Source organism: Pseudoxanthomonas kaohsiungensis, from assembly GCF_010211765.1.
GTDB lineage: Bacteria > Pseudomonadota > Gammaproteobacteria > Xanthomonadales > Xanthomonadaceae > Pseudoxanthomonas > Pseudoxanthomonas kaohsiungensis.
In genome coordinates, this window is record NZ_PDWO01000003.1 from 246,976 (window position 1) to 267,326 (window position 20,351).

General features: G+C 61.6%; 17 protein-coding genes and 1 pseudogene. 6 read left to right on the forward strand and 12 right to left on the reverse strand.

Going from position 1 to position 20,351, the window contains the following annotated elements; all coding sequences use genetic code 11:
* Positions 1 to 13: 13 nt before the first annotated feature.
* Both CSC66_RS05415 and CSC66_RS05420 read right to left on the reverse strand, forming a co-directional pair.
* Positions 14 to 1,330 (reverse strand): ISL3 family transposase, encoded by a 1,317-nt coding sequence (locus CSC66_RS05415; protein WP_162376367.1) that lies wholly within the window; start codon positions 1,328 to 1,330, stop codon positions 14 to 16.
* Positions 1,331 to 1,559: 229 nt separating this feature from the next.
* Positions 1,560 to 1,904, reverse strand: a pseudogene (locus CSC66_RS05420) (HAD family hydrolase); the annotation flags it as partial.
* 101 nt (positions 1,905 to 2,005) lie between these two features.
* Here CSC66_RS05420 and CSC66_RS05425 point away from each other — a divergent pair.
* On the forward strand, positions 2,006 to 3,409 hold the full coding sequence (locus tag CSC66_RS05425) for a tyrosine-type recombinase/integrase (RefSeq protein WP_162376368.1): 1,404 nt from the start codon (positions 2,006 to 2,008) through the stop codon (positions 3,407 to 3,409).
* A gap of 3 nt (positions 3,410 to 3,412) precedes the next feature.
* On the opposite strand, the gene CSC66_RS05430 is transcribed toward CSC66_RS05425, so the two are convergent.
* Complete coding sequence (locus CSC66_RS05430) at positions 3,413 to 3,820, reverse strand: helix-turn-helix domain-containing protein (RefSeq protein ID WP_338016016.1); 408 nt, start codon at positions 3,818 to 3,820, stop codon at positions 3,413 to 3,415.
* A 36-nt stretch (positions 3,821 to 3,856) separates the two neighbouring features.
* Between CSC66_RS05430 and CSC66_RS05435 the strand changes: the two genes are divergently transcribed.
* From CSC66_RS05435 to CSC66_RS05450, 4 genes are all read left to right on the forward strand, one after another.
* Positions 3,857 to 4,627: a hypothetical protein gene (locus CSC66_RS05435; protein WP_162376370.1), complete on the forward strand. Its 771-nt coding sequence runs from the start codon at positions 3,857 to 3,859 to the stop codon at positions 4,625 to 4,627.
* A gap of 12 nt (positions 4,628 to 4,639) precedes the next feature.
* A complete protein-coding gene (locus CSC66_RS05440) occupies positions 4,640 to 5,188 on the forward strand; it encodes a hypothetical protein (RefSeq protein WP_162376371.1) in 549 nt (182 codons plus the stop codon).
* A gap of 155 nt (positions 5,189 to 5,343) precedes the next feature.
* A complete protein-coding gene (locus tag CSC66_RS05445; protein WP_162376372.1) occupies positions 5,344 to 6,099 on the forward strand; it encodes a DUF5710 domain-containing protein in 756 nt (251 codons plus the stop codon).
* A complete protein-coding gene (locus tag CSC66_RS05450) occupies positions 6,096 to 6,470 on the forward strand; it encodes a GIY-YIG nuclease family protein (protein WP_162376373.1) in 375 nt (124 codons plus the stop codon). The genes CSC66_RS05445 and CSC66_RS05450 overlap by 4 nt, the downstream gene beginning before the upstream one ends.
* Here CSC66_RS05450 and CSC66_RS05455 read toward each other — a convergent pair.
* The 4 genes from CSC66_RS05455 to CSC66_RS05470 form a co-directional block, all read right to left on the reverse strand.
* On the reverse strand, positions 6,457 to 6,732 hold the full coding sequence (locus CSC66_RS05455) for a hypothetical protein (protein ID WP_162376374.1): 276 nt from the start codon (positions 6,730 to 6,732) through the stop codon (positions 6,457 to 6,459). The two genes, CSC66_RS05450 and CSC66_RS05455, sit on opposite strands and share 14 nt — an antisense overlap.
* 363 nt (positions 6,733 to 7,095) lie before the next feature.
* On the reverse strand, positions 7,096 to 9,858 hold the full coding sequence (gene mobF / locus CSC66_RS05460; protein WP_162376375.1) for a MobF family relaxase: 2,763 nt from the start codon (positions 9,856 to 9,858) through the stop codon (positions 7,096 to 7,098).
* 35 nt (positions 9,859 to 9,893) lie between these two features.
* Entirely contained in the window at positions 9,894 to 10,730 is an 837-nt protein-coding gene (locus CSC66_RS05465) for an ankyrin repeat domain-containing protein (RefSeq protein WP_162376376.1), read from the reverse strand.
* Positions 10,731 to 10,804: 74 nt separating this feature from the next.
* Positions 10,805 to 12,679, reverse strand: coding sequence for a type IV secretion system DNA-binding domain-containing protein (locus tag CSC66_RS05470; protein WP_162376377.1), 1,875 nt, complete (start codon positions 12,677 to 12,679; stop codon positions 10,805 to 10,807).
* Positions 12,680 to 12,757: 78 nt separating this feature from the next.
* On the opposite strand from CSC66_RS05470, the gene CSC66_RS05475 reads away from it, so the two are divergent.
* Positions 12,758 to 13,699 (forward strand): hypothetical protein, encoded by a 942-nt coding sequence (locus CSC66_RS05475; protein ID WP_162376378.1) that lies wholly within the window; start codon positions 12,758 to 12,760, stop codon positions 13,697 to 13,699.
* A gap of 121 nt (positions 13,700 to 13,820) precedes the next feature.
* Here CSC66_RS05475 and CSC66_RS05480 read toward each other — a convergent pair whose 3' ends face one another.
* The 5 genes from CSC66_RS05480 to CSC66_RS05500 all read right to left on the reverse strand — a co-directional run bounded on the left by CSC66_RS05480 (position 13,821) and on the right by CSC66_RS05500 (position 20,350).
* The gene (locus tag CSC66_RS05480) at positions 13,821 to 14,906 is read right to left on the reverse strand and encodes a helix-turn-helix domain-containing protein (RefSeq protein WP_274381854.1); all 1,086 of its coding nucleotides are present in this window, start codon (positions 14,904 to 14,906) and stop codon (positions 13,821 to 13,823) included.
* On the reverse strand, positions 14,903 to 15,499 hold the full coding sequence (locus tag CSC66_RS05485; protein WP_162376380.1) for a hypothetical protein: 597 nt from the start codon (positions 15,497 to 15,499) through the stop codon (positions 14,903 to 14,905). Before CSC66_RS05485 ends, CSC66_RS05480 begins: the two co-directional genes overlap by 4 nt.
* Positions 15,500 to 15,602: 103 nt before the next feature.
* Positions 15,603 to 16,433 carry a murein L,D-transpeptidase catalytic domain-containing protein gene (locus tag CSC66_RS05490; RefSeq protein WP_162376381.1) on the reverse strand — a complete coding sequence of 277 codons (831 nt, stop codon included), beginning with the start codon at positions 16,431 to 16,433 and terminating at the stop codon, positions 15,603 to 15,605.
* Positions 16,430 to 17,371, reverse strand: coding sequence for a hypothetical protein (locus CSC66_RS05495; protein WP_162376382.1), 942 nt, complete (start codon positions 17,369 to 17,371; stop codon positions 16,430 to 16,432). Before CSC66_RS05495 ends, CSC66_RS05490 begins: the two co-directional genes overlap by 4 nt.
* Before the next feature lie 9 nt (positions 17,372 to 17,380).
* Entirely contained in the window at positions 17,381 to 20,350 is a 2,970-nt protein-coding gene (locus CSC66_RS05500; RefSeq protein ID WP_162376383.1) for a TraM recognition domain-containing protein, read from the reverse strand.
* Position 20,351 lies beyond the last annotated feature (1 nt).

Genomic DNA, 20,351 nt, shown 5'->3' on the forward strand with positions numbered 1-20,351 from the left:
ATGGAACTTGACTTCACACACACCGAACCACAAGACGGGCATCGCGTGGCATGGCCGGCGCGAAGGGTGAGGTGGGCAAGTGCGTGAGCTTGCCCATGCGCAGGTAGGCGATGCTGATGAAGGTCTTGGCGCTCCTGAAGCCCCGGGCGGCGCGCTTGGCCTGCTGCAGCAGGCCGTTCATGGCTTCGACGAAGGCGTTGCTGCGGTGCTCGAACATGCCGCGCACAACCGCCTCGAAGTGGCCCGCCAGCGTGGCCCCCAGCCGTTTGAAGGCGTCCAGTCGGCTGCGCCGCGCCCAGCCGATCCAGCGCTTGAGGTCGGCCGCTGCGGTGGTCGGATCGCCGTGCAGCCGGGCCTGCGCGTAGACCTGGCGCAGTGCCATCTTCAGCCGCCAGGCCCGCGTGCTCTTGAGGTTGGCGCGCTGCAGCCAGTGCATGGCCCGGCTCTGCGCCGCGTTCCAGCCCGAGGGGTTGCGCCGCATGGCCCACAGCACCGAGCGGCGCTCGCGCGCGCCCAGCGGCCCGAGCTTTTGCTTGACCTGCGCGGCCTCGTGCTTCCACTCGGCGCTGCGCACTTCGTCCATCGCCGCGTTGCCCAGCGCCACCACGTGGAAGCGGTCGTAGCTGACCTGGGCCTGCGGCAGCGACGTGGCCACGCCCAGCGCGTAGGCCGCGCTCATGTCCATGCACACGTGCTCGATCTGCTGGGGCTTGCCACCGTGCGCCGCCAGGTCCTGGGCGAAGCGCTGCACGGTACTGTGGTCCCGCCCTGGCGTGGCGAACAGCAGCCGCTTGGCATCGAGGTCGTGCACCACGGTGATGTACTGCTGGCCGCGCCGCACGCTGGTCTCGTCCACGCCGACGACACGCACCGCGCTCATGTCCTGGCGCGCACGGGCCTGCTGAACGTAGTGCTCGATGCGCCGCCACAGCAGCTTGTCGCGCACGCGCAGCATCTGCGCGGCCTGGCGCACCGGCAGCTCTTGGCACAGCGAGATGGCCAGTGCTTCGAACAACATGGTGAAACCACTGCCCTCGCGCGCCCAGGGCACCGGCACCTGGCTGGTCTTGCCGCACGCCGTGCAGCCCACGCGCGGGATCGACGCATGCAGCCACGCCTCGAACTGAAAGAAGTCCAGATGGCGCCAGGACCGGCGCACCCGCTCGTGCACAGCCTGGCCCTGCGTGCCGCACGCCGGGCAGGCCATGCGCCCACCGGTGTTGACCACCTCGAAGTCGATGCGCCGCTTGGCCGTGTTCAGCTCGACCTTGTCCACCTTCCACGGTTCGGCAAGTCCCAGCGCCGCCGTGAACAAACCTTCAACTTCCAATCCCGCCACTTCCCATCACTCCGCTACACAACAAGGGCCGCAAGCGTACCGCCACCGTCTTGTGGTTCGGTGTGTGTGAAGTCAAGTTCCATGGGAAATGACGAAGAGCCCATTCATGGCAACGCTCCTGTCGTGGTTCGTGACCGAGACGTTGCTGCCGGCGCAGTGAACAGCGATTTAACCGGAATGGCTGTAACCGTTACCGGGTCGGCGCCGCCGCCGCGTGCGTTCAGGAGCCGTTGCGAACGCGCGTCACGATTTCGCGCACCGCCCGCGGCAGCTCCGACGCGGCGGCCACCGACAGCACGCGCGGATGCGCTTCGGCCAGGCCATGCTCGGCCTCGTGCGCCCAGGTCAGCGCGTAGGGAACATGCACGCCCCAGCCGCCCAGCCGCACCACCGGCTCGATGTCCGAACGCAGCGAATTGCCCACCATCACGAACTGCGTCGCGTCGATGCCGAATTCCGCCAGCACCCGCGCATAGGTCGGCGGATCCTTCTCCGACACGATCTCGATCCGCGGGAACAGGTCGGCCAGGCCGGAGGCGGCGATCTTGGACTCCTGGTGGAACATGCATGTCTTGTATCTTGCTGATTTTGAAATCATTTTAAAGTACAGTTCCGTAATCGGGGCAAATTTGGGGCAATACCATGGCACGTCCTTCCAAAGCCGTGATGGCCGCCAAGGCCAAGTCCAAGGCGCTACTGGCTTCTGACTGGCAGTCATCCGTTCCCGGCGTGTTCTTTATAGCGGTTGGCGAGCCTCGATGGGCCGCCCGCATCCGGTGGCAGAAAGACAATGCGGTCTATCGCGACAAGACCCATGTCTGGAAGCTGTCGATCAGCCCCAAGACCGGTGGCTATACCGAGAAGGATCTGCTCCATTGGCAGAAGCAGGCGGAAGCCTGGGCCGAAGCCGAATGGCTTGCGTTGGAGAAGTCCAAAAAGCAGTTCTCACGAAGCGCACAAGCCAGCTCATGGACGCTGGAAATGCTGCTGACGAAGTACCTGGAAGGCCTGGACGACGAGTCGATCAAGTATCGCTCGTGCGCCTCGGATCGCTCGCGCGTTCGCGTGCTGCTGGGGATCGCCGAGAAAGGCGCCAACGCCCACAACAAGGCGTTCGCTCCCGTGCTGGGTAAGACGATGGACGAGCTGGCGCCCACAGACTTCTATACGGAGCGTCCGAAATCCCATCCCCGGGCCATCCTGCTCCACTACAAGGGCCGCAACGGAAAGCCTCCCAAGAACAACGCCTGCATCAAACTCATTCAGACCATCCGCACGGTGATGGGCCATGCCATCCGTGAGTGGGGGCTGGACTTGGACCTGACCAAGGTGCCTTTGCCACCGATCGCCAAGGATCCCGGTCGGGACGAGACCCTAACCGAAGAAGAGTTCGGCTGGATCATGGACGAGATGAAAGAATGCGACCAAGCCACGCGGGACGTGGTGGTGATCAACCGCCACTCGGCCATGCGCCGTAGTGAGGCGGTCAAGCTGGACTGGGAACGCGTGACTGCGGACAACACTGCGGCGAAGCTCACGAACACCAAGAGCCGACGGGTCAAGGGCAAAGATCTGCTGCGTGAGCGCACAGTCCCTTTCGCCCCTGCCGTGGTCGAGATGCTGGCGCGTCGCCGAGAAGCCAGCGATACCCAGGCTGGCGCCGTGTTCCTGACGGCTGCCGGCAATCGCATCTGGCCAGACGCCGTTACGAAGGCCTGGGAGCGTGCTCGCCGACGCGCCGCCCGAAAGCACAACCGCCCGGACATGCTGAACAAGCGGCTGCACGATCTGCGGCACACCCGCATTACGGAGCTGGGCGAGGACATGCCCGCGGCCATGATCGCCAAGATGTCGGGCCACGACGACTTGGCTTCCTTCATGAGGTACTTCAATCCGAAACCGGAGGCCATCCGGCGCAAGATGGCGGAAGCCGACCGCAGGCGCTTGTTTGCAGGTGGCAAGGGAGGTCCGTCGGCGGTAGAGACCGCGGTGGCGGTGTTGTCGGAGCTGTCGCCAGAGGAAATGGCCCAGGTCATGGCCATGTTGTTCACCAAGAAGTCAGCGGCGTAGGCCCTACTTCTTGTCGATCCACTGCTCGATCAGTTCGCCAATCCGTGCCTGCTCTTTCGTGGGCAGGCGTCCCACCATCAGGATGATCTTGGCCAGGGGGTCGGATGTGGCATGGAAGTAGGCCACCGGCAGGCCTAGAGCCTCAGCGATCTTGGCCAACGTCTGCTGATCGGGCTCGTGTTTCCCGGTCTCATATCGGCTGACCCGAGGGGCGCCTGTGTTCTGGTCGTCCAAGCCCAGCACCCTCCCCAAGTCCGCCTGTGTCAAGCCAGCCGCCAGCCGTGCCGCCCGAAGGCGACGGCCGAATAGCGTGGCGGGAGACTTGGGCTGCATGGCTGGACTGCGGGAAACGACCACATAGCCTGACCCAGACCCCCGGTTTAGGTCATTTGCGATTATCGCAAATTGCATGCGACCATGCCCCCGAGCCACTACCACGGGGGAACCATGAAACCAGTCGCTCTTCCCATACTGTTGATCTGCGCCCTTTCGGCCTGCAGCAAATCAGCAACCACTGCTCCCGATACGGATGCAACGCCCGAACCAGCAGTGGAGACGGCGCCATCCGCGCCCACTTCATCCAAGCCCAACCCGGAAACTCCTGCTGATCAGTTCGTGATCATGGACACCGCCCTGGACTGCTTGGGGATATACGCCAACCTCGCACCGGCCGAAGGTAAGGAGCGCGCGGTCATCGAGTACGCACGTAAAGAAGACCCGACATTCCGCAGCCTCGAGGGATTCGCTCGCGCCGACAAGATCAAGGCGATGGACGGGGCATATGAAGCAGCGGTGGCTCCCATGAAGGGCAAGAGGCTGTTCACCTTCACGCGCCAAACGCGGGACGACTACCGCGAATACAACATGGATACGAAGGCATTCTTCGACTCCACTCATATGACATGGGCGAGCGACGACCCGATGATGGGTTCGTCCGAGCCCCCTGGCTTGACCTTCACCGATGGCGATGGCCATTGCGTTCTGCAGCTCGTGAACACCGAAAACTGGAAGGCCCAGTTCAAGGTAGAAGACGAAGCACAGGCCCGAGCAGCCGATGCCGCCCGACAAGCGGGCAATGGCCATGTGAAGTTCTACCTGCAAGCGGTACAGGCCGATGGCGGAGAACTGGATTGGCCGCGAGTACGCGCAGAAATCGTTCGCATCGAACTCGTGGACAAAGCCGGAAACATGCTGGCTCGCGCGCAACCCTCACTCTAATCAGGAGCCGTCATGAAGAGCATCCTTCTCCTGGCCATGATGGCCATGAGTGCCACCGCTTGGGCTCAATCCAACGAACAATTACAACGCGAGAATGCCGAATTGCGAGCGCAGCTGGCCCAGCAGGACGGCCAACAAGCGCAGCCGCTGGCCTATTCCATCCAATCGATTCGCAAGCAAGAAAAGCCCAATGGCGCTTCGCACTTGGTTATTACCGTCCAGGTGCGCAACCAGAGCCGCGAGCCGCTGGCATTGAACTACTTGTCCCGCTCGACCAACCTAGTCGACAACCACGGACTGTCGTATAGCCCCACGCAGAACTACGGCAAAATCCATGGCATCCCGGTGGCCAAGAACACAGCCGATCCGTCCGTTAATCTACCCGTAGGCGGCTCCCTTACCTTTGTCATTGACGCGACGAATTACTTGAAGAACGGAGAACGCATGGGCTCGGAGTTCGATCTTCATTTCACGTTGGGCCACTTCGGCCACGACGCCAAAAGGCAGATCGTCAAATTGCGTGACTTCCCCGTGTCGTTCACTCATGTGCCAATCCGATAGGGACTGCTTGACCAGAAAGCTTCGTTACGCACTCTGTTAGGGCGGCGGGCCCACCTCGCCCTCGCCGCAGGGTCTCTATGCGGCCCCACCCCCGGTTTGCCGGGGGTGTCTTGTTTTGGGGTTGCCAGAACGCGCGCGCCTTTTACCGTGAAGGAATGCCGACCTATTTTCGCGTTCCTTTCAACGACAAGAACCACGCCAAGGCACTAGGCGCACGCTGGTGCCTGGATCACGAACTCTGGTATGCGCCGGATGGCTTCCCTAACGTCGATGCAGCTTTGGCCGAGCATTGGCCCCGAATCACGCCCTTGCCTCCCGTGGAACACTTTCCGGTCGAGGATCGGGCATTCGGATCTAGTCCAAGGATCGCGGTAGACCTGATCCCCACCACCTGTTGGTACAACAGCGTCCGGTCATGCGTGGAGCACGACGACTGGAAGCGGATCAGTCTGGGCGTGAAGCTGCGGGCGGGTCGCAAGTGCGAGTTGTGCGGGACACCGGCTAACCGGGAGCAGGACATCCACCTGGAGGCATACGAGCGGTTCGACTACTTGGACGGCACCCAGGTCTTGAAGCGACTGGTCTGCGCTTGCAGCCGCTGTCACCACGCTATCCATTACGACCGCGCTGAGGCACTGAACGAAGAACAGGCGGCCCGCGAACACCTGCGCCTGACAAACGGCTGGGACGACGCGGCCCTGGACCAGCACCTGCGGAAAGCCAACGCGCTGTGGAAAAAGCGCTCAGCCCAGCAGTGGGAGCTGGACCTGTCCATCATTGAGAACGCCGGCATTTCAGTACAGCTGCCTGAGGCCAACAAGCGAGCCGAACGGGCCGTCCACTTCCACAGGGTGCGCCCGCCCGGCTCCACGCTGGACGAGTTTCTGGCCGTACTGGGCTTTCCCGAATGAGCCAATGGGTGCGAAGAAACCACTTCCAGAGGCGCACCCGCCACCTCTACGCGCTGGTCTTCGACCAGGAGCGGGCCGTGTACATCGGCCAGACCATCAACCCCAAGCAACGCGCAAGCCAACACCGGGCCGCGGCAGGCGGTTGGCTGAGGCCACATCGAATGGTTCTATTGGAAGCGATCGAAAGCACCTATGCAGATGCCGAAGAGCGCGAGTACGTGTGGCGCTGGGTCGCCCACATCAAAGGCTGGAAGGTCTATGTCCAGCCGCCCAACTTGATGGTGGATTTGGGCCGGCGCATGGGGCTACTACGCCGCCTGGAAGCATGGCGGACCCGGTGGATGGTGGGATGGCCGGTCAGTCGCCCCTGATCGCCTTCTCGAAGAAGCTGGATTCCGACTTCGAATTTGGCTTGGGCTGGCGTTCCTCCCAGGTCAAAGTGCATCCGAACCGTTTTGCGCAGTCGTGTTGGGCGTACTTGGCTTCGGCGCGGACTTTCGCCTCAGCACGATCCCTCATCGCGGTGCCGATATGTTCGATTTGAATTACGCGCGGCGGTTCTGGCAACTGGCAATAATGCAGCTCCAGGTCGAAGACGCCGTCGTTGCGATGCTGGATTACGGCTCGACACATAACGCCCCCTTTGGCTTGGATCGGCAGAAAAAGAAGGGGGCCTTGCGGCCCCCATCCCCTGGTGTTGCCAGCCGTCAGAACATTCTGAGGACATTGAACACCGTCAGCAGAAGTCCGACAGGCAGACCGAGCTTCAGTGCGAATTTGCGACTGAATCCTCGACGGCTTTGCCAGCTGGCTGACACGCTCAATAGAACCATATAGGCCTCCTTGTGTCGTGCTGCCCCGGCCCATTGGACGCGCCTTATGGGGCTCAGCCAGTCGGTGAGATTTTGTCTTTAAACGGAGACAGGGCCTCACCAACCACGCGCCGTTGTCCATAGACTCTCACAACAGGATGGGTCGGGAAAGCCCTGCCCCAGGCTACCGCTGCATCCCCTGCTGGCGACGCAACACCTGCTCGTAATTCTGTTCCATTGTGGGTGGACGGACGTTGGCCCGCTCCTGCCACAGGCCTTCCTGCGTGGCGTTCTGCTTCAAGTGATCGACGCCCAGCCTGTTGCGGATCTGGTCCAGCTCAATCTCCGATCCGTACATGCGGAAGCGCCCGCCCTTGAGTCGGGTGAAAGCCACCAACGCCGACTGGTTGTCCATCATCTTGGCGTTGGCGAACAGAAACACGTCATCGACACCTTGCCCCTGAGCGTCGTGGACGGTGCGGCAGTAGCCCGCAGCCAGATGGCTGTATTCAGCCGTATCCACCGCCACGGCGAAGCTGGGTTGGCCGCTTCTGGCCACCCGAAGGTTCAGCGCAACAGACCCCTTCTCAGTGCGGCTAACCCCCTCCACCGTGGCCAAGTCGCCGTTGTTCACGCCTAAGGCGCTTTCGTTCTTGGTGAAGCGCACACGCTCGCCCAGGGCCACGCTCATGTCGAACTCGCGATCGCCATGCCGCCCGAGGAACACATGGTCTTCCCCGGTCAGCTCGTTGCGTGCGCGTAGCTCTTGGCGCACCAGGAGCGTCAACGCCTGAATGTCTGCGTGGTCGGAGGCCATCAAAAGCTTGTTGTCGAAGACGTAGGAGCTGTTCAACCAGTCGGACACGCAAGCGTCCATGGCTTGGTCGCGGGTGTCGAACCCATCGATGCAGCCGCGGTCTTCCAGCTTCTCGTAGATCGTTCTGCTCTTCTCGAACACCTCGCCCCTGGACTTCGGCCCACGGTTGTCCAAGATGACCCGGCCGCGTTCGTCCCGGTCGTAGAGCAAGAAAGCGACATCGCGGTCTTCGGCATTCTTCTGACGCCGTATCTCGGTCAACTCGGCCTGCCCCAGCTTCCCCGCCAACAAGCTCATCCCGCTGCCGCAACCAATCGGTTGGAGTTGTCGGGTGTCTCCTTGGGCGAGTATCTTCCCTCCTACAGAGTCTACATATCGCATCAGTTCGCGCACTTCCCATGTGGGCACCATGCCGGCCTCGTCCAGCACTACCACTGACTTGTTGGTGAGCGCTGGCATGGTGGCGGTCAACGGCTTGCCGCTTTCCAGCCGGGACAACAGCTGCTTGATGTTGATGGACTCCATTCCCGACTCTTCTTGCAGCTTACTGGCGGCCTTGTTGGACACGCATACACCGATCAGCTGCTGGTCGTTAGCCTCGAATGCCCGCTTGTACACATCGGATATCGTGGTCTTGCCGCTACCGGCGACGCCTGCGAGTACCGCATGCCCGCCGGTCTCGGAACACAGGTGGTACAGCCCACTGGTTTGCTCTTGCGACAGCGTGAAGCCCTTCTCCTTCTGATAGTCGGCAATCGTCTGGGCTAGGACGGCCTTGGGCACCCGAACGCTCTTGTCGTCCTTGCGCTCCTCTGCTCGGCGCACCACCTCCTGTTCCCAGTCCACGACCTCCGACCATGCGAAGCGCGTTTCGGTGTAGCGACGCGAGAGGGTCTCGCCCTGGTCCATGGCATGCTGCCGCTCAGGCGCGATCTTGACCATGGTGTCCCGAAGTCGCTGCACGTCTTCCTGCATGGCTTGTGGGCCATCGCCAGCCCGAGCCCGGAAGACTTCCCACTGAATGTCCACGTCTCTGACAACCGCCTTGCTCTCGTGGAGCTTGGCCATGATCTGCTCATCGGTGCGGCGGGGTGCCTGAACGTCCCGCCGGCCCAAGTAGTGCTGGATATCGACCTCCACACCTTGGCCCTTGATCGACTCCTGCCACTGGGCAAACAGCTGCTCGGGCTCTGGCTCATCCTTGGCCTTGCGGGTCTGGCGCCACGCCTGGTCATGGGACAACCCCGTGGCCATGGCCTCATAAATCTGACGCTGCCGCTCGGAGAACATCAGCTCGGTGTCGCGGCTCACACCAGCCACACGCCACGACCGAATGCCGGTGTCCTGCCCTTCCTTGTTCAACTGGGCGTCCTGCTCAATGCCGAATCCCAGCTTGCGCATGTTCTCGGCCAGATGAGACTGGTAGACGGCGTCAGCGGCTTTCTGGTGCCGGTACAGTTCGCTGGACTCGAATGTGGCCCACTTCCCATCTTCGCCTTGGGCCACGCCGAACAAAATATTGTGGGTGTGAAGATGGAACCCGTTCTCCCGCTCAGTTGTGTGGTCACACGAAACCCAGATGGGGCCGTTCACGCCGATGTAGTTTTTGCTGCCCTTGCCGCGGCGCGTCTCCATGGCACCTGTCAGCACTTCCATGGCCTTGTCGTTGGCGTCGCGGTGTGCCGCGAGGATGGCGCCGCGCATCTCGGGATCGGAGATGGCGAACATCATGGACACGGATTTTGGGGGACTGAACTTGCAGTCGTATCCCACCTGGTGGCCACCTTCCCACTTCGTGATGGGCTGGCCGTTCTTGTCCAACCGGGGCTGGCCGTTGCGATCGAGCTTGACCTTTTGCTCGGGTAGAACACCTGCGTTCTGGCACAGGGCAGTCTTCTGGCCGTCAGGGGAGTAGCCAGCGGCCAGTTCCAGCATCTGTTCCTTGGTCACCGCCTGGCCTGCCAGGTTGAAGTAGTCAGCGCCGTGACCACCCCAGCGCAGTGTGTCTTTCTCCATGCCCTTCTGGCCCACGTAGTAGCTCGTCAGCCGCTTGGTCTGCCACGCATAGTCCAATATGGCGTCGCCATACTTGTTGTGGCCTTGCGAGTTCAGGTCTTTGACGTTGAGCATGGCTTCCAGTGTCTCGGGAATGCGCGGTTTGACAACTACATCCGCCGGGCTAACGCGCCGGACTGGCCGCTCGTTCGCACCACGACAGACCCAACCAACTGGGTGAGCCGGGAGCGGGTGTGGAAGACCAGTATGTCCAGCACCTCAGACAGGTCTTCGAAGTACCCCATGTGGTTGTCCAGACCCAGGCTGTCTTCGGCGATCTGGCGCCGCACATCGTCCACGGGTCGATACCCGTCGTGGTCGAACAATTCGGGGTCGGCTCCCGCCGCCAGCAGCGCACGTACCACTCGGTGGTGGCCGGTGACGGCTGCATAGTGAAGGGGCGTGCGGCCCCGTTCGTCGGGCACGTCCAAGGCGCACCGCGCACGCAACAAGAACGCAGTCTTCTCGTCCACCGGCTTATGCCAGAACGATGAGCCACTCAACATGACTTCGTGCAGCACGGTGCGGCCAAACTTGTCCTGGGCACTGACGTTGGCCCCGCACTCCATCAACTGCTGCATAGCCCGGATGGAATGAGGTTCGGGGGCTCGTAGCGCATGGTGCAAGGGCGTTCGTCCGTCGATGTCCCCTACATCCAGCGGAGCGCCTGCCTCACACAACAGCCCGATGGCCTCCAGGTTGGCCCGCTCCGCGGCGATGTGGAGCGCCGTTCTGCCTTGTAGGTCGGTGATGGCTAACCCCGTCCTGGGGTCGGCCAGCAGCGTGCGCAGGTATTCGGTTGACCGGAAAGAGACTGCGACAATCAGGGGTACGCGGCTGGATCGTTCCGAGCCATGGAAGATGTCGTTAGGGTCGGCGCCTTGGGCCAAGCGTTCCCGGAACTGCGACAACGGCAAGAGATGGCCGGTGGGCTTGAACAGCGTCATGGAAGGCCTTGGGGAAGAATGACCCTTCCATGCAAGCAGCCAAGCCGATTTCGGCAACCCCTGATCTTGCGAACTCAATGGCGAAATAAGTTCTCGATCTCTTCGCCCGAGTAAGTCTTTCCCATGGGCTTGTCTGCCCACGTGTTCATCATCTTGTCTTCGGGGCGCTCAGGCTCAAAGCCCGCCGGCCGCTGCGTCCACCGAGCGGGCACTTGGCCAGCCCGTCGGTCGGGCAACTTCTGTCCAGGGAAGTCCAGCATCAGCACATCGCCTCCCTGCTGGACCAAGGCGCGAATGATGAAACCTGGATCGTTCCGCTTGGCGGGAGAGAAGCGCCACCACCAGCGCTCGGTCTTGCGAAAGCCCAGCTGGTCGGTGAACTGCGATGGGTACACCACAGGCTTGCCATCATTGGACAGGCGGGCGCCGGGGCCGTGGTCCATGCGGGCCACGTTGTTGCTCCCCATCATGCGTGATAGCTCATCGCGCGTTTCACCCATCTGGATCTGGCAGATCACATGGGTGCCCACCATGCCTTGCAGCGCCTTGGTCAGGTGTTCACCGTACAGCGACGGTGCGCGAAGCTGCGCCAGGTCCTGAGTGGCCAGCACGCACACGCAGCCCTTGGATCGCCCTTTGTCCACCAGTGGCTGGAAATTGATCTTGCCGATGGAAGCCAGTTCATCGAGGAAGAAGCCCAGGAAGCGCCCTTCTTCGTTGTCGGGCAGCTGAGGCGAAATGATGGCAGGCACGGCCACGTTGACCATCGCTGCGATGTAAGCCGAAACCAGCCCCGCGTCGGGGCCGCTTTGCAGGATGACCTTCTTCGGGCCGTCATATCCATCCATGGCCCAGTCGGTGATGGAGAACAGCCGCCGACCCTTCAACCACGTGGCGTTCCACGCGGCTTCGTCCTTTTCCCCTGGCCATGGGGTCTCCGAGGTCAGATCCTTGCCAACCTCGTAGTCCGGCCAGGCCCGCGCCAGGTCGTCAATCACGCGGGTATAGCCCTGCAGGGTGGCCAGCACGTTAAAACTGGTCTGGGAAGTAGGATCGGAAATCAGCCCATGGGCCTTGCGGTAGTTCCTGTCCAGCACTGGGGCCATGTCCTTGGCCTTCATGGACACACGCTGCGCCAGATCCGTCCAAGTCCACCGCTGCGGCTTCTCGTTTTGCAACGACAGCACCACGCCAAGCAGGATTTGCCTGGCGGCCTGCGTCCAGAACTTGCCGCTCCCGCTGTCCTCTGGGATGAGGCTGTCGGCAAACGCCGCGGCCTGGGTGGCGGTGCGTACATCGCGGGCCACCCACCACCCCCGGCTACGGCGGTCGAATGGTGAACAAATCGATGCGGCAAATTTGCTCGTCAGATCGCCTTTGACATCGTAGATCAGGCACTTCGTTTCGTCGTGCTGGAAGACCTGCCGTAGGAGCGCCAACAATATCTGGGTCTTGCCGCTACCCACTGAGCCGTACATCAGGATGTGGCGCGACAACTGCTTCTTGGACAGCCACAGGTCGGGGTGCAGATACATGCCGAACGTGTCTGTTTGGCGTTTGGCTTCGGAGGGTGAGCGTCGGCGCGCCTCTCGGATAGCCTCTTTTTCTTCCAGGAGCTTGGGGCCGGAGACTACCCACTGGTTGGCACGCGGCATAAGACCCGTCCACGCCAAGCCACTACCTCCAGCCAGACCTATGGCGGTGGCCACTGCCAGCGTAGACCAGTCGGACAGCCACTGCGGATTGTCGATCCGGGAGTAGAAGGCAGGATCCAACGTCAACGCCCGGACGGTATCGCGCACGCCAATCCCCCACGCTGCGACGGGGAAGAACCCTACCGCGCCGCCCAGCAGGCCATAAGCCAGGCCCAGGTCCCAGCGTCGAACTGGGACCGATGGGTCAATGTGCTTGCCGGGTGGGCCGAAGGCGTCGTAAACGGGAGGCTTCATCTACAACAGGATGAGCAGGATGGCTGGTCTGTCTAGGCCTGCGCGCACTACTATCGAGCTACCACGGGAGGATTCGATTTGACCTTGATTTTGATAGGCCATGAAGTTGGCCGCACGGAAGTTCGCCAGCAGTTTCTGCTTCAACACGAAGAGCCCGGGCACCAGGGCCTGTTTGCCATTTCCGACAGCGCGCTGACGGCAAAAATGACAAGTGAAGAGGGCGGCGTGAGCTACACCACGTTGTTCACGGGCATTCGGAAGGTCCATGAACTCAAGATCCAGGTGGGGCGACCTGACATTCTTCGCAATGGCCACTTCACCAACAACTTTTACGAAGCCTTCAGGACCTCAGCCTTCCTGGCGTTTGCTGGCAACGCGAATGAGGCCCAACATGTGCTGGCCATCATTCGTGAAGACCTGGAGAACCTCCAGTTGAGTTTCAGGTTCGATCAGCAAACCGGCGAACCGAAGCGACACATCATCATTCCCAGACGTGCGGACAACCCGATGAACGAGAACGGATATGCGTGTTCGGAGGACACCTTTGATCCTGACCAGGTCCAGCACTTGTACACGGCAGACCTGTTCGTCTCCATCGTGGCCCAGGCCATTCAGACCGCACTGCAGTCCTCAATTGAGTACAACCGCACCAACAATTACCCGCCAACCTTATCCACGTATGCTTTCGGCATTTGGTGCCCAGTCTCCCGACAGCACAAGCTTTATCGGCTCATCCCACGCAGCACGCTGGTCGATGGCAGATTGACCTTCGATGCCACCCCGGAAGTCGTCCCGGAAAACGAAGTTTTGGCGCTCGGCACGGAAATCGTAGTGAACGCTCTCCCTATCCAGGAAACCTACGACAAGGCCTTAGCAGATGGGGAGTCGCCAGCCGAAGCGATGGCCGCACTTTTAGATAAGGTAGTTGACAAGCAGTTTGCTGAGTTCAGTGGGCGTCCCGTTGATCGACCCATAACCCGCTACCACCTCAAGGAAGGCTTGTTCCGCGAGCTTCGTTAGTAGCACAGGGGCCAAAGCTTGCCCGCAGCTTCGGCCAAGACCTGTTGTCGTAGCTGCCAGATCAGGCATGCCGTCAGTTCATAGAAATCAGCCGATATCCGGCACACCATGGTTGAAATGGTTACGCGCCGAACTTGAGAAGACGCAGCTTTGGCGCTGGATCCGGCCTCTCAATCTTGTACATCTTGTTCAACTCGCTGGCATGCATATGCAACATGGCCTCGAAGTCGGCCATGGTGTACCCCAGTTCCTCGGCATGAGCACGCAAGATGTCATTGAACGCCGTGGCTTGTTCGGGAGCGAAATCGACTTCGACAGGCTCTTTCATTCGATACCCGAGCTTACTCATCTGCCGCCACAGATAGGTGCTTTGCATGTCGGTGATGCAGCCCAGCGCTTTGGCACGCATAAGTAGCGCCCCCATGGAGACCTTCCAGATTGGCTTGAGGGCAGCGAGCCTTGGCAGGGTAATGCCATGCATCAAGTCACCGCGGATGTCCTGCGCGGGCATCAAGAGTTCGGAGGCGAACACATCCGCCTCGCGCTCCATGTCAGGACTGGGCATGCGATGCATGATGGCGTGCGCCAGTTCATGCGCCAGAGTAAAGCGCTGCCGGTCACCTGGCATTGCTTGGTTGAGGAAAATGCAGGTCGGCAGGCCGGGGGGCTGCAGGGTCAAGCCGAAGACGCCGATACTCTCAAACTCACACGGCAGAACAATGCAGCCCGCACGCTCCACCAGTGCGGTCAGGTCGTGGAGCGGACCGCTGGGCACGCCCCAATGTCGGCGCACCATCTGCGCTACCCGAGCGGCATCACCGTTGTAATCGTCGATGTCGAAACGAGGCAGCGTGAGTTCCGGCTGATAGTCCATAGACGACAGCAGGCGACGAAGATGCATGAGGCGGAGATTGATCTCCGCCTCCATCTTGTCAGTCGCCTTGGCACCGACGCTGGCGTTCTTCCGGTAGTTGATACTGACCGGAACGCCAAACACAGGATCAGTCTCGTAGAAGAGAGACGCAGGGAAGGTGAGCGCTCGGGCCAGGGATTCGATCAACTCGGCCCCCGGCTGCATAAGACCGGCCTCACATTTGGAAATGGCGGCCTGGGTAACCCCGGCCGCCTTCGCCAACTGGACCTGACTCATGCCCCTCGCCTGCCGTGCCACCTTTATCAAGGCTGCATTGGCAAGCGGAATAGTCATGTCTCGTTCTCTGTCTTCTTATCGCGCTCGGATTTTACGCGGATCTTGATCGTCTTCGGAGTAGGAGCAGGAGGCGTTGGGGCCGCCGGAGACGTGATCGACACCACATTCCCGCCCTCATCCTTGCGCAGCAGGGAGCTACACCACAGCACCCTGCCTTGATCTCGAGCTACCAGCAGGATGTCCTGTACGGCAGTCTCCAACTTGTTCAGGACGTACGTCACTTCAAGCCGTTGCACAGGGGGGATACCCGGCAGATCTTCCTGCTGATCGTGGTAATCCAAGGCTGTTTGAGTGGGGTAGTTGCTCGTGAGCCCGCTTGCGTCGCTTTTCTTGAGGCGGAAGACCAGACCATCGATGTGGAACCAGCAGCTCTGGTTCTTGGGAAGGATCTGGACACTCGGATCATTGGCGAAAGCCGTCTCCGCTCCACAAGCCAACTCCTCCCAGATGTAGTTGGCCCGGCTACGCCTCCGCTTCCAGCGGCCGCTTTTGCCGCTCGCCATCCAGTCAGCCCACGCGCCCATCATGACGCGCACGATACGGGCCATGTAGGGTGTCAGTCGCGCTTCGACTTCGGTTTGGGTGAGCATGGCCGACCTTTACATTTGGACGGCAGAATATAACCACACCTATAACTCACCATGCAAGTATCCGCGCGGCACGACCCCGCCACCTACTCCAACCCATTGTTTCTTAATGCCATTTTTCTAGTGGCCAGCGCCCACCCGCCAGGCTGGCGTACAGCGGTTCCTCCCGGCTGAACCACACGAGGTCGCTTCGCACCGGGCAGAAGCCTTCGGCCTGGATCTCGAACATCGGGTTCACTGCGTCGGAGACATCCGGCTTCCACTCCGGCCTGATGGGCAACTTCTGCCAAGGCCAGCGAAAGCGATTGCGCACCTTGCTGCCAGAACAAGAAGCAATGGCCTGCGACAAACCTGCCTGGTCCCCTTCAATCCAGATAATGGCGTTGTCCAGCCCGCGTTCGTTCAACTGGTCCATGACGGCGTACGAGACAGCGGGACACCCTTCGGAATGTCCTGCCCAGCCCGAGCGGACGTAGCTGGCCGGGTGAAGCACCACCGCCCGCTCCCGGGCAGCGTCGTTGAAGCCGACCATCAGGCCATCCAGCCGGCGGCGGGTGCTGCCGTCTCTGGTGTTCTGGTACGCCTCGGACACCGCGTACAGCCCCACGCTGGTCATCAGTGAGCCGGGCGTGTTGGAGAAAACGGATGCCCTTCCTGAGCGGTCAGGATCAGAGCCGCGGCCGTGCGCCACTTCGGTGCGCAACACCACTTCGGACGTGCGCGGATCGATGGCCCACAAGCGTTGGGCCGAGCTGGGCAAGCGCATATCGGCGACGATCAGCAGTGTGGGGTCGCGCCCCAGCTTGCGGGAGCACTCCAACGCCTGCTCGGCATGTGCGCGTGTGGTGCGCGACATGCCTTCGATGTGCTGAGGTACCGCCGCCTGGGCGTAGCCGCCCACCGACAGCGCTGCAATCAACGCGGCCCGGGCGATCATTGCTGGTACGTGCGCCGCTGTGTTTCAACCTGGGCAGGCGCTTCCTGCCGTTGGCGACGTTCCTGCTGCTGTGCCTCCTGGACATGGGCGTGGTAAGCGTTCAAAGCCTCCACCCTGGGGGCGGCGTCTCCGGTTTTTCCCTTGCCCATGGCCTGGTGATCGGCCTCGGCCTGCTCTATCCGTTGCTTGACCTGTGCTTCGGGCAGCGGCGACATCTCCTTGTGCAGGTGCGCGATACCGTCTTCGGGGGTGGCGAAGTTGGTCAGGGAAAGACGCGTGTGACGGGGGGCTTCTGCGCGCGCGGCTTGCTCCTGGGCGGTCTCAGGTGAGGCCTGCGGTGTTGGCTGAGCTGGCGCAGCCTGCTGCGCGAGCGGAGCTTGTTCTGTGGGCTGCTCTTGGACCTGCGTCTCCTTCAACTTCTGCTGCTGCACCGCCTGCCGCTGCTCAATCTCCAGCCCGGCTCGGGTTTGCAGGTAGTCCTCCTTCGCCACTACGTTACTGCCGGCCTTGGCCGCCCAGGCCTCGTAGTCGCCGCCATATCGCTGCTCTGCGGCGTGGAAGAACTTCTGGGTGTTCTCCCCACGGCGCTGCTCCAACGACAGGTCGAACCACTTGTTGTTCGTCATGGCGTGCTGGCCGTAGGAGGGCTCACGGTCGATGCGCCACATGTCGGCCTGGTTGGCCTCCCACATCCGCTGCTCCTTCTCGGTGGGCCTCACCAAGGCGTCGTTCGGGTTGGACTTGTGGGTGTGGTAGGCCTCGCGGTCGTTGCCGCGGAACACCTCCAGACGCTTCCACTGCTGGTCGTCTTGGGGCGCCATTTCATCGAAACGGCGCAGATGGGTGTCGGGATCGGCAGCGAACGCCAGGTTGTAAGCCCCTTCGTACTTCTTGTAGCGGCGGCCCAAAGACAGATCGTTTTCGTAGTTGTTGGACATGGGGGCTCCTTAGGATTCAATGAGGGCGGCTTTGGCGGTTCGAATGGATTTCATGCGACGACTGAACTCCTTCGTGCCGATGTATTCCATCTTGGCGAAGTCGATCCGTGGGTGGCCGGCGCGGTTGAAGTACAGGAGTGCGTTGCTCTCCTCCATCAGGTTGCCGGCGAGATCCGCTTTCTCGATGATCGGGCCTTCCTCGTACTTGCCGCTGCTGTACACAGGGAAGTAGTTCTGCTCTTGCAGCTCTTCCACCGGGATACGTCGCGCCAGGCCCATGTAGTTCTTCAAGCCTTGGATCACGACCTGCAGCCTGGTAGAGCCACGGCGGGCCATGTCGCGGAAGCGCCACGCTGACGGATGGTTGCGGTCGGTGTAGGCGGACGCATAGATCATGTCCACTGTGCGGCTGGTATCCACCGTCTCCTGCACGCTGACCGTCAGTTTCCTCTTCATGGTCACGCCCGCATCCCGCTGGATGTAGTCGTAGGTCTTGGGTGAGGCCTCAAAGATGATCCGCGACCGGAAGTTGTACAGGAACGCGCCCTTGGCATCGTCGCTGGGCAGGATGGTGTCCAAGCTCTCGTAGTTCTGGGTCGCGTACACCATCTGGACGCCCATGGAGCGGCCCACGGCGACCATGCGCACGTCGGCCGGCGACACCAGGTCCTGGCACTCGTCCTTGATCACAACGACATAAGACTGACCCGTCTTCTCCGGCCACTCATCGCCATACTTCTCGTTGCGCTCACGGGCCGCGTCGAACACGCGCTTCTCGATCAGCTTCTGGATGACCTTGGCAGTCTTGCCGTAGCGGTCGGACAAGTTCAGACCCACCTTCTTGCCGTACAGGCACTGCAGAACGTCTTCGCCCTCTTCTGTGTGCGACCAGGCCTCGTCGCCGCAATCCACGCCCCCGATCGTGCTGCCGCGCAGTTCGTCGTTTTGCATGAACCCCTGCAGGTCCTTGTCGATGTTCATGAGGAACGACTGGCGCTGCTCTTCGGTCTTGCCCTGGAACCAAGGCACGGTGAAGAAGTAGATCGCGTTGGACAGCACGCGGCTTTCATCGGCCAGGTGGGGATGGATGGACTTGGGCTCCAGCTCAACGCGCTGGTTAAACAGCGCGTCGTCCTCGCCTTCCTTCTTGACCCGGAAGCCCAGGTAGTCGAACAGGGCCAGGGCCTTGTCGCTGGGGCGCCAAACACCATCGGTGCCCTTCACGCCCGAGCCCAGCGTATTGATGATCTTGCTGTATGCGGCAGGCGCCCAGCGGTAAGCGCGCCCTGCTTTGATCTTGGCCATCAAGGTCCGGGCCAAGGTTGCCTCGGCCTTCAAGCGAGCGTTGACGACCGTGAGGTCGGACTTGCTGCGCTCCAACAGAATTTTCTGGGCGACCAACCGCTCGATCCGCAGACCGATCGCGTCAAGCTCCCGCTCGTCTGCCGCGCGGCGCACCTTTTCGTGCGCCACCAATGCTTCGAGGATGGCCGAGCCGTAGCGATGTGCTTGTCCGGCCACCTGTACCCAAATGGATCCGGCATCATCCATCGACTCGTTGTTCGCCTCGGCAAACGCCTGGGTGAGCGTGAGCGATGTCAGGCCCTGGAAGGGCGCGAACTTAACACCCGGCTCGATGATCAGGTCGTACCAGGCGCGAGTGTCTGCCACCAACGCCCACTTGCCGTCGGACACGAGAGCACCGATGGGCATACCCAGCGCAGCCAGTTCCAGCATGAGCTTGCGGATGGCCTGCGTCTTGCCCTTACCCGTCTTGCCGAACAAGAACAGGTGGGTCTTCAAGTCTTCCACGGTCATGCCCATGACTTGGCCAGGGTCCGGGGCCAGCGACAGGTTGTACCTCGCTTGGACACCCAACGCGGTACCGAACGCAAGGAACGGGGACTTGTCTCGGAACGCACTTCGGATCTGCTGCATCCGGAAGGAGGAAGTCTTGCCCAGCATGGTGGCCGAGCCGTGGACGGAACCGGCACCGCGCTTGGTCATCAGATCGAAGAACGCGGTCCGGGCGTTGTGATTTCCGGCGGTGTAGTACAGCGGGTAGGCACAGGCCACCACGAACCAGCTGAGGGGCTTGACCCAGTTCAATGACGGAGGAAGCAGACCCAGGGTGTAGTTCATCCCGAACAGCGTGCCCACCACCATCAATACATGGGCAGCCTTGGAGAACATGGACGACACCGCTGGTGTCTTGCCGCTGGAAGCCAGAGCCTTGGCGAAGGCCACAATGGCTCCGATAGTCACACCCCCGATGAGCATGGCCTTGCCGCTGACCTGGAAGGGAACATCCCCCGACAGGCCCGCAGCCATCAGGGGAACACCACCAGACAGGGCCAGCACCTTGGCCAGCGTCCCCGCACCTTCTGCCTGATACAAGGCGTAGGCGTGCAGAGCCAGCAGCGGCCCGGTGACTGCCAAGGCCACACCCGGCCCCACAACGGGGAACTGGGACATTGCGTAGCCACCCGCGAACAGCACCGGGAAGGCCGCCATGAGGAAGGACGTGGCCGTGCTGTCGTTGCCACGCACCAAGTCTTCTGGATGGATATAGCCGTTGGTGGGGCGCCCATCGCGCGTCAGGTGCCAATTCAGATCCATGGACACCAGATCGGGGGGGGCCTTGGGGAACCAGTTCTTGAACACCCAGCGCTCGTCTTCCAACAGGCTCGGCATGAAAAACTGGCCGTCCTTCTCGACGGCGCCAAGCTCGCGCAACTTCTCGTGGTGTTCTGGCTCGACATTGACCAGCGGCTCGCCCACGCGTACCGGGGCCAGGTTGATCAGGTCTTCGCCCTGGGTGATGTAGTCGAACCGCTCCTGTGCTCGGTCATAGACCCAGTCGTTGCGGCTGGTCTTGCCGACGATGGCTGACTGGCGGCGCAGGATCACATCGCGGATCCCGTAAGCCAGCTTGTTGAACAGGTTCAGTGTGTCTTGGGGAATGGCAGGTGCTTGCATT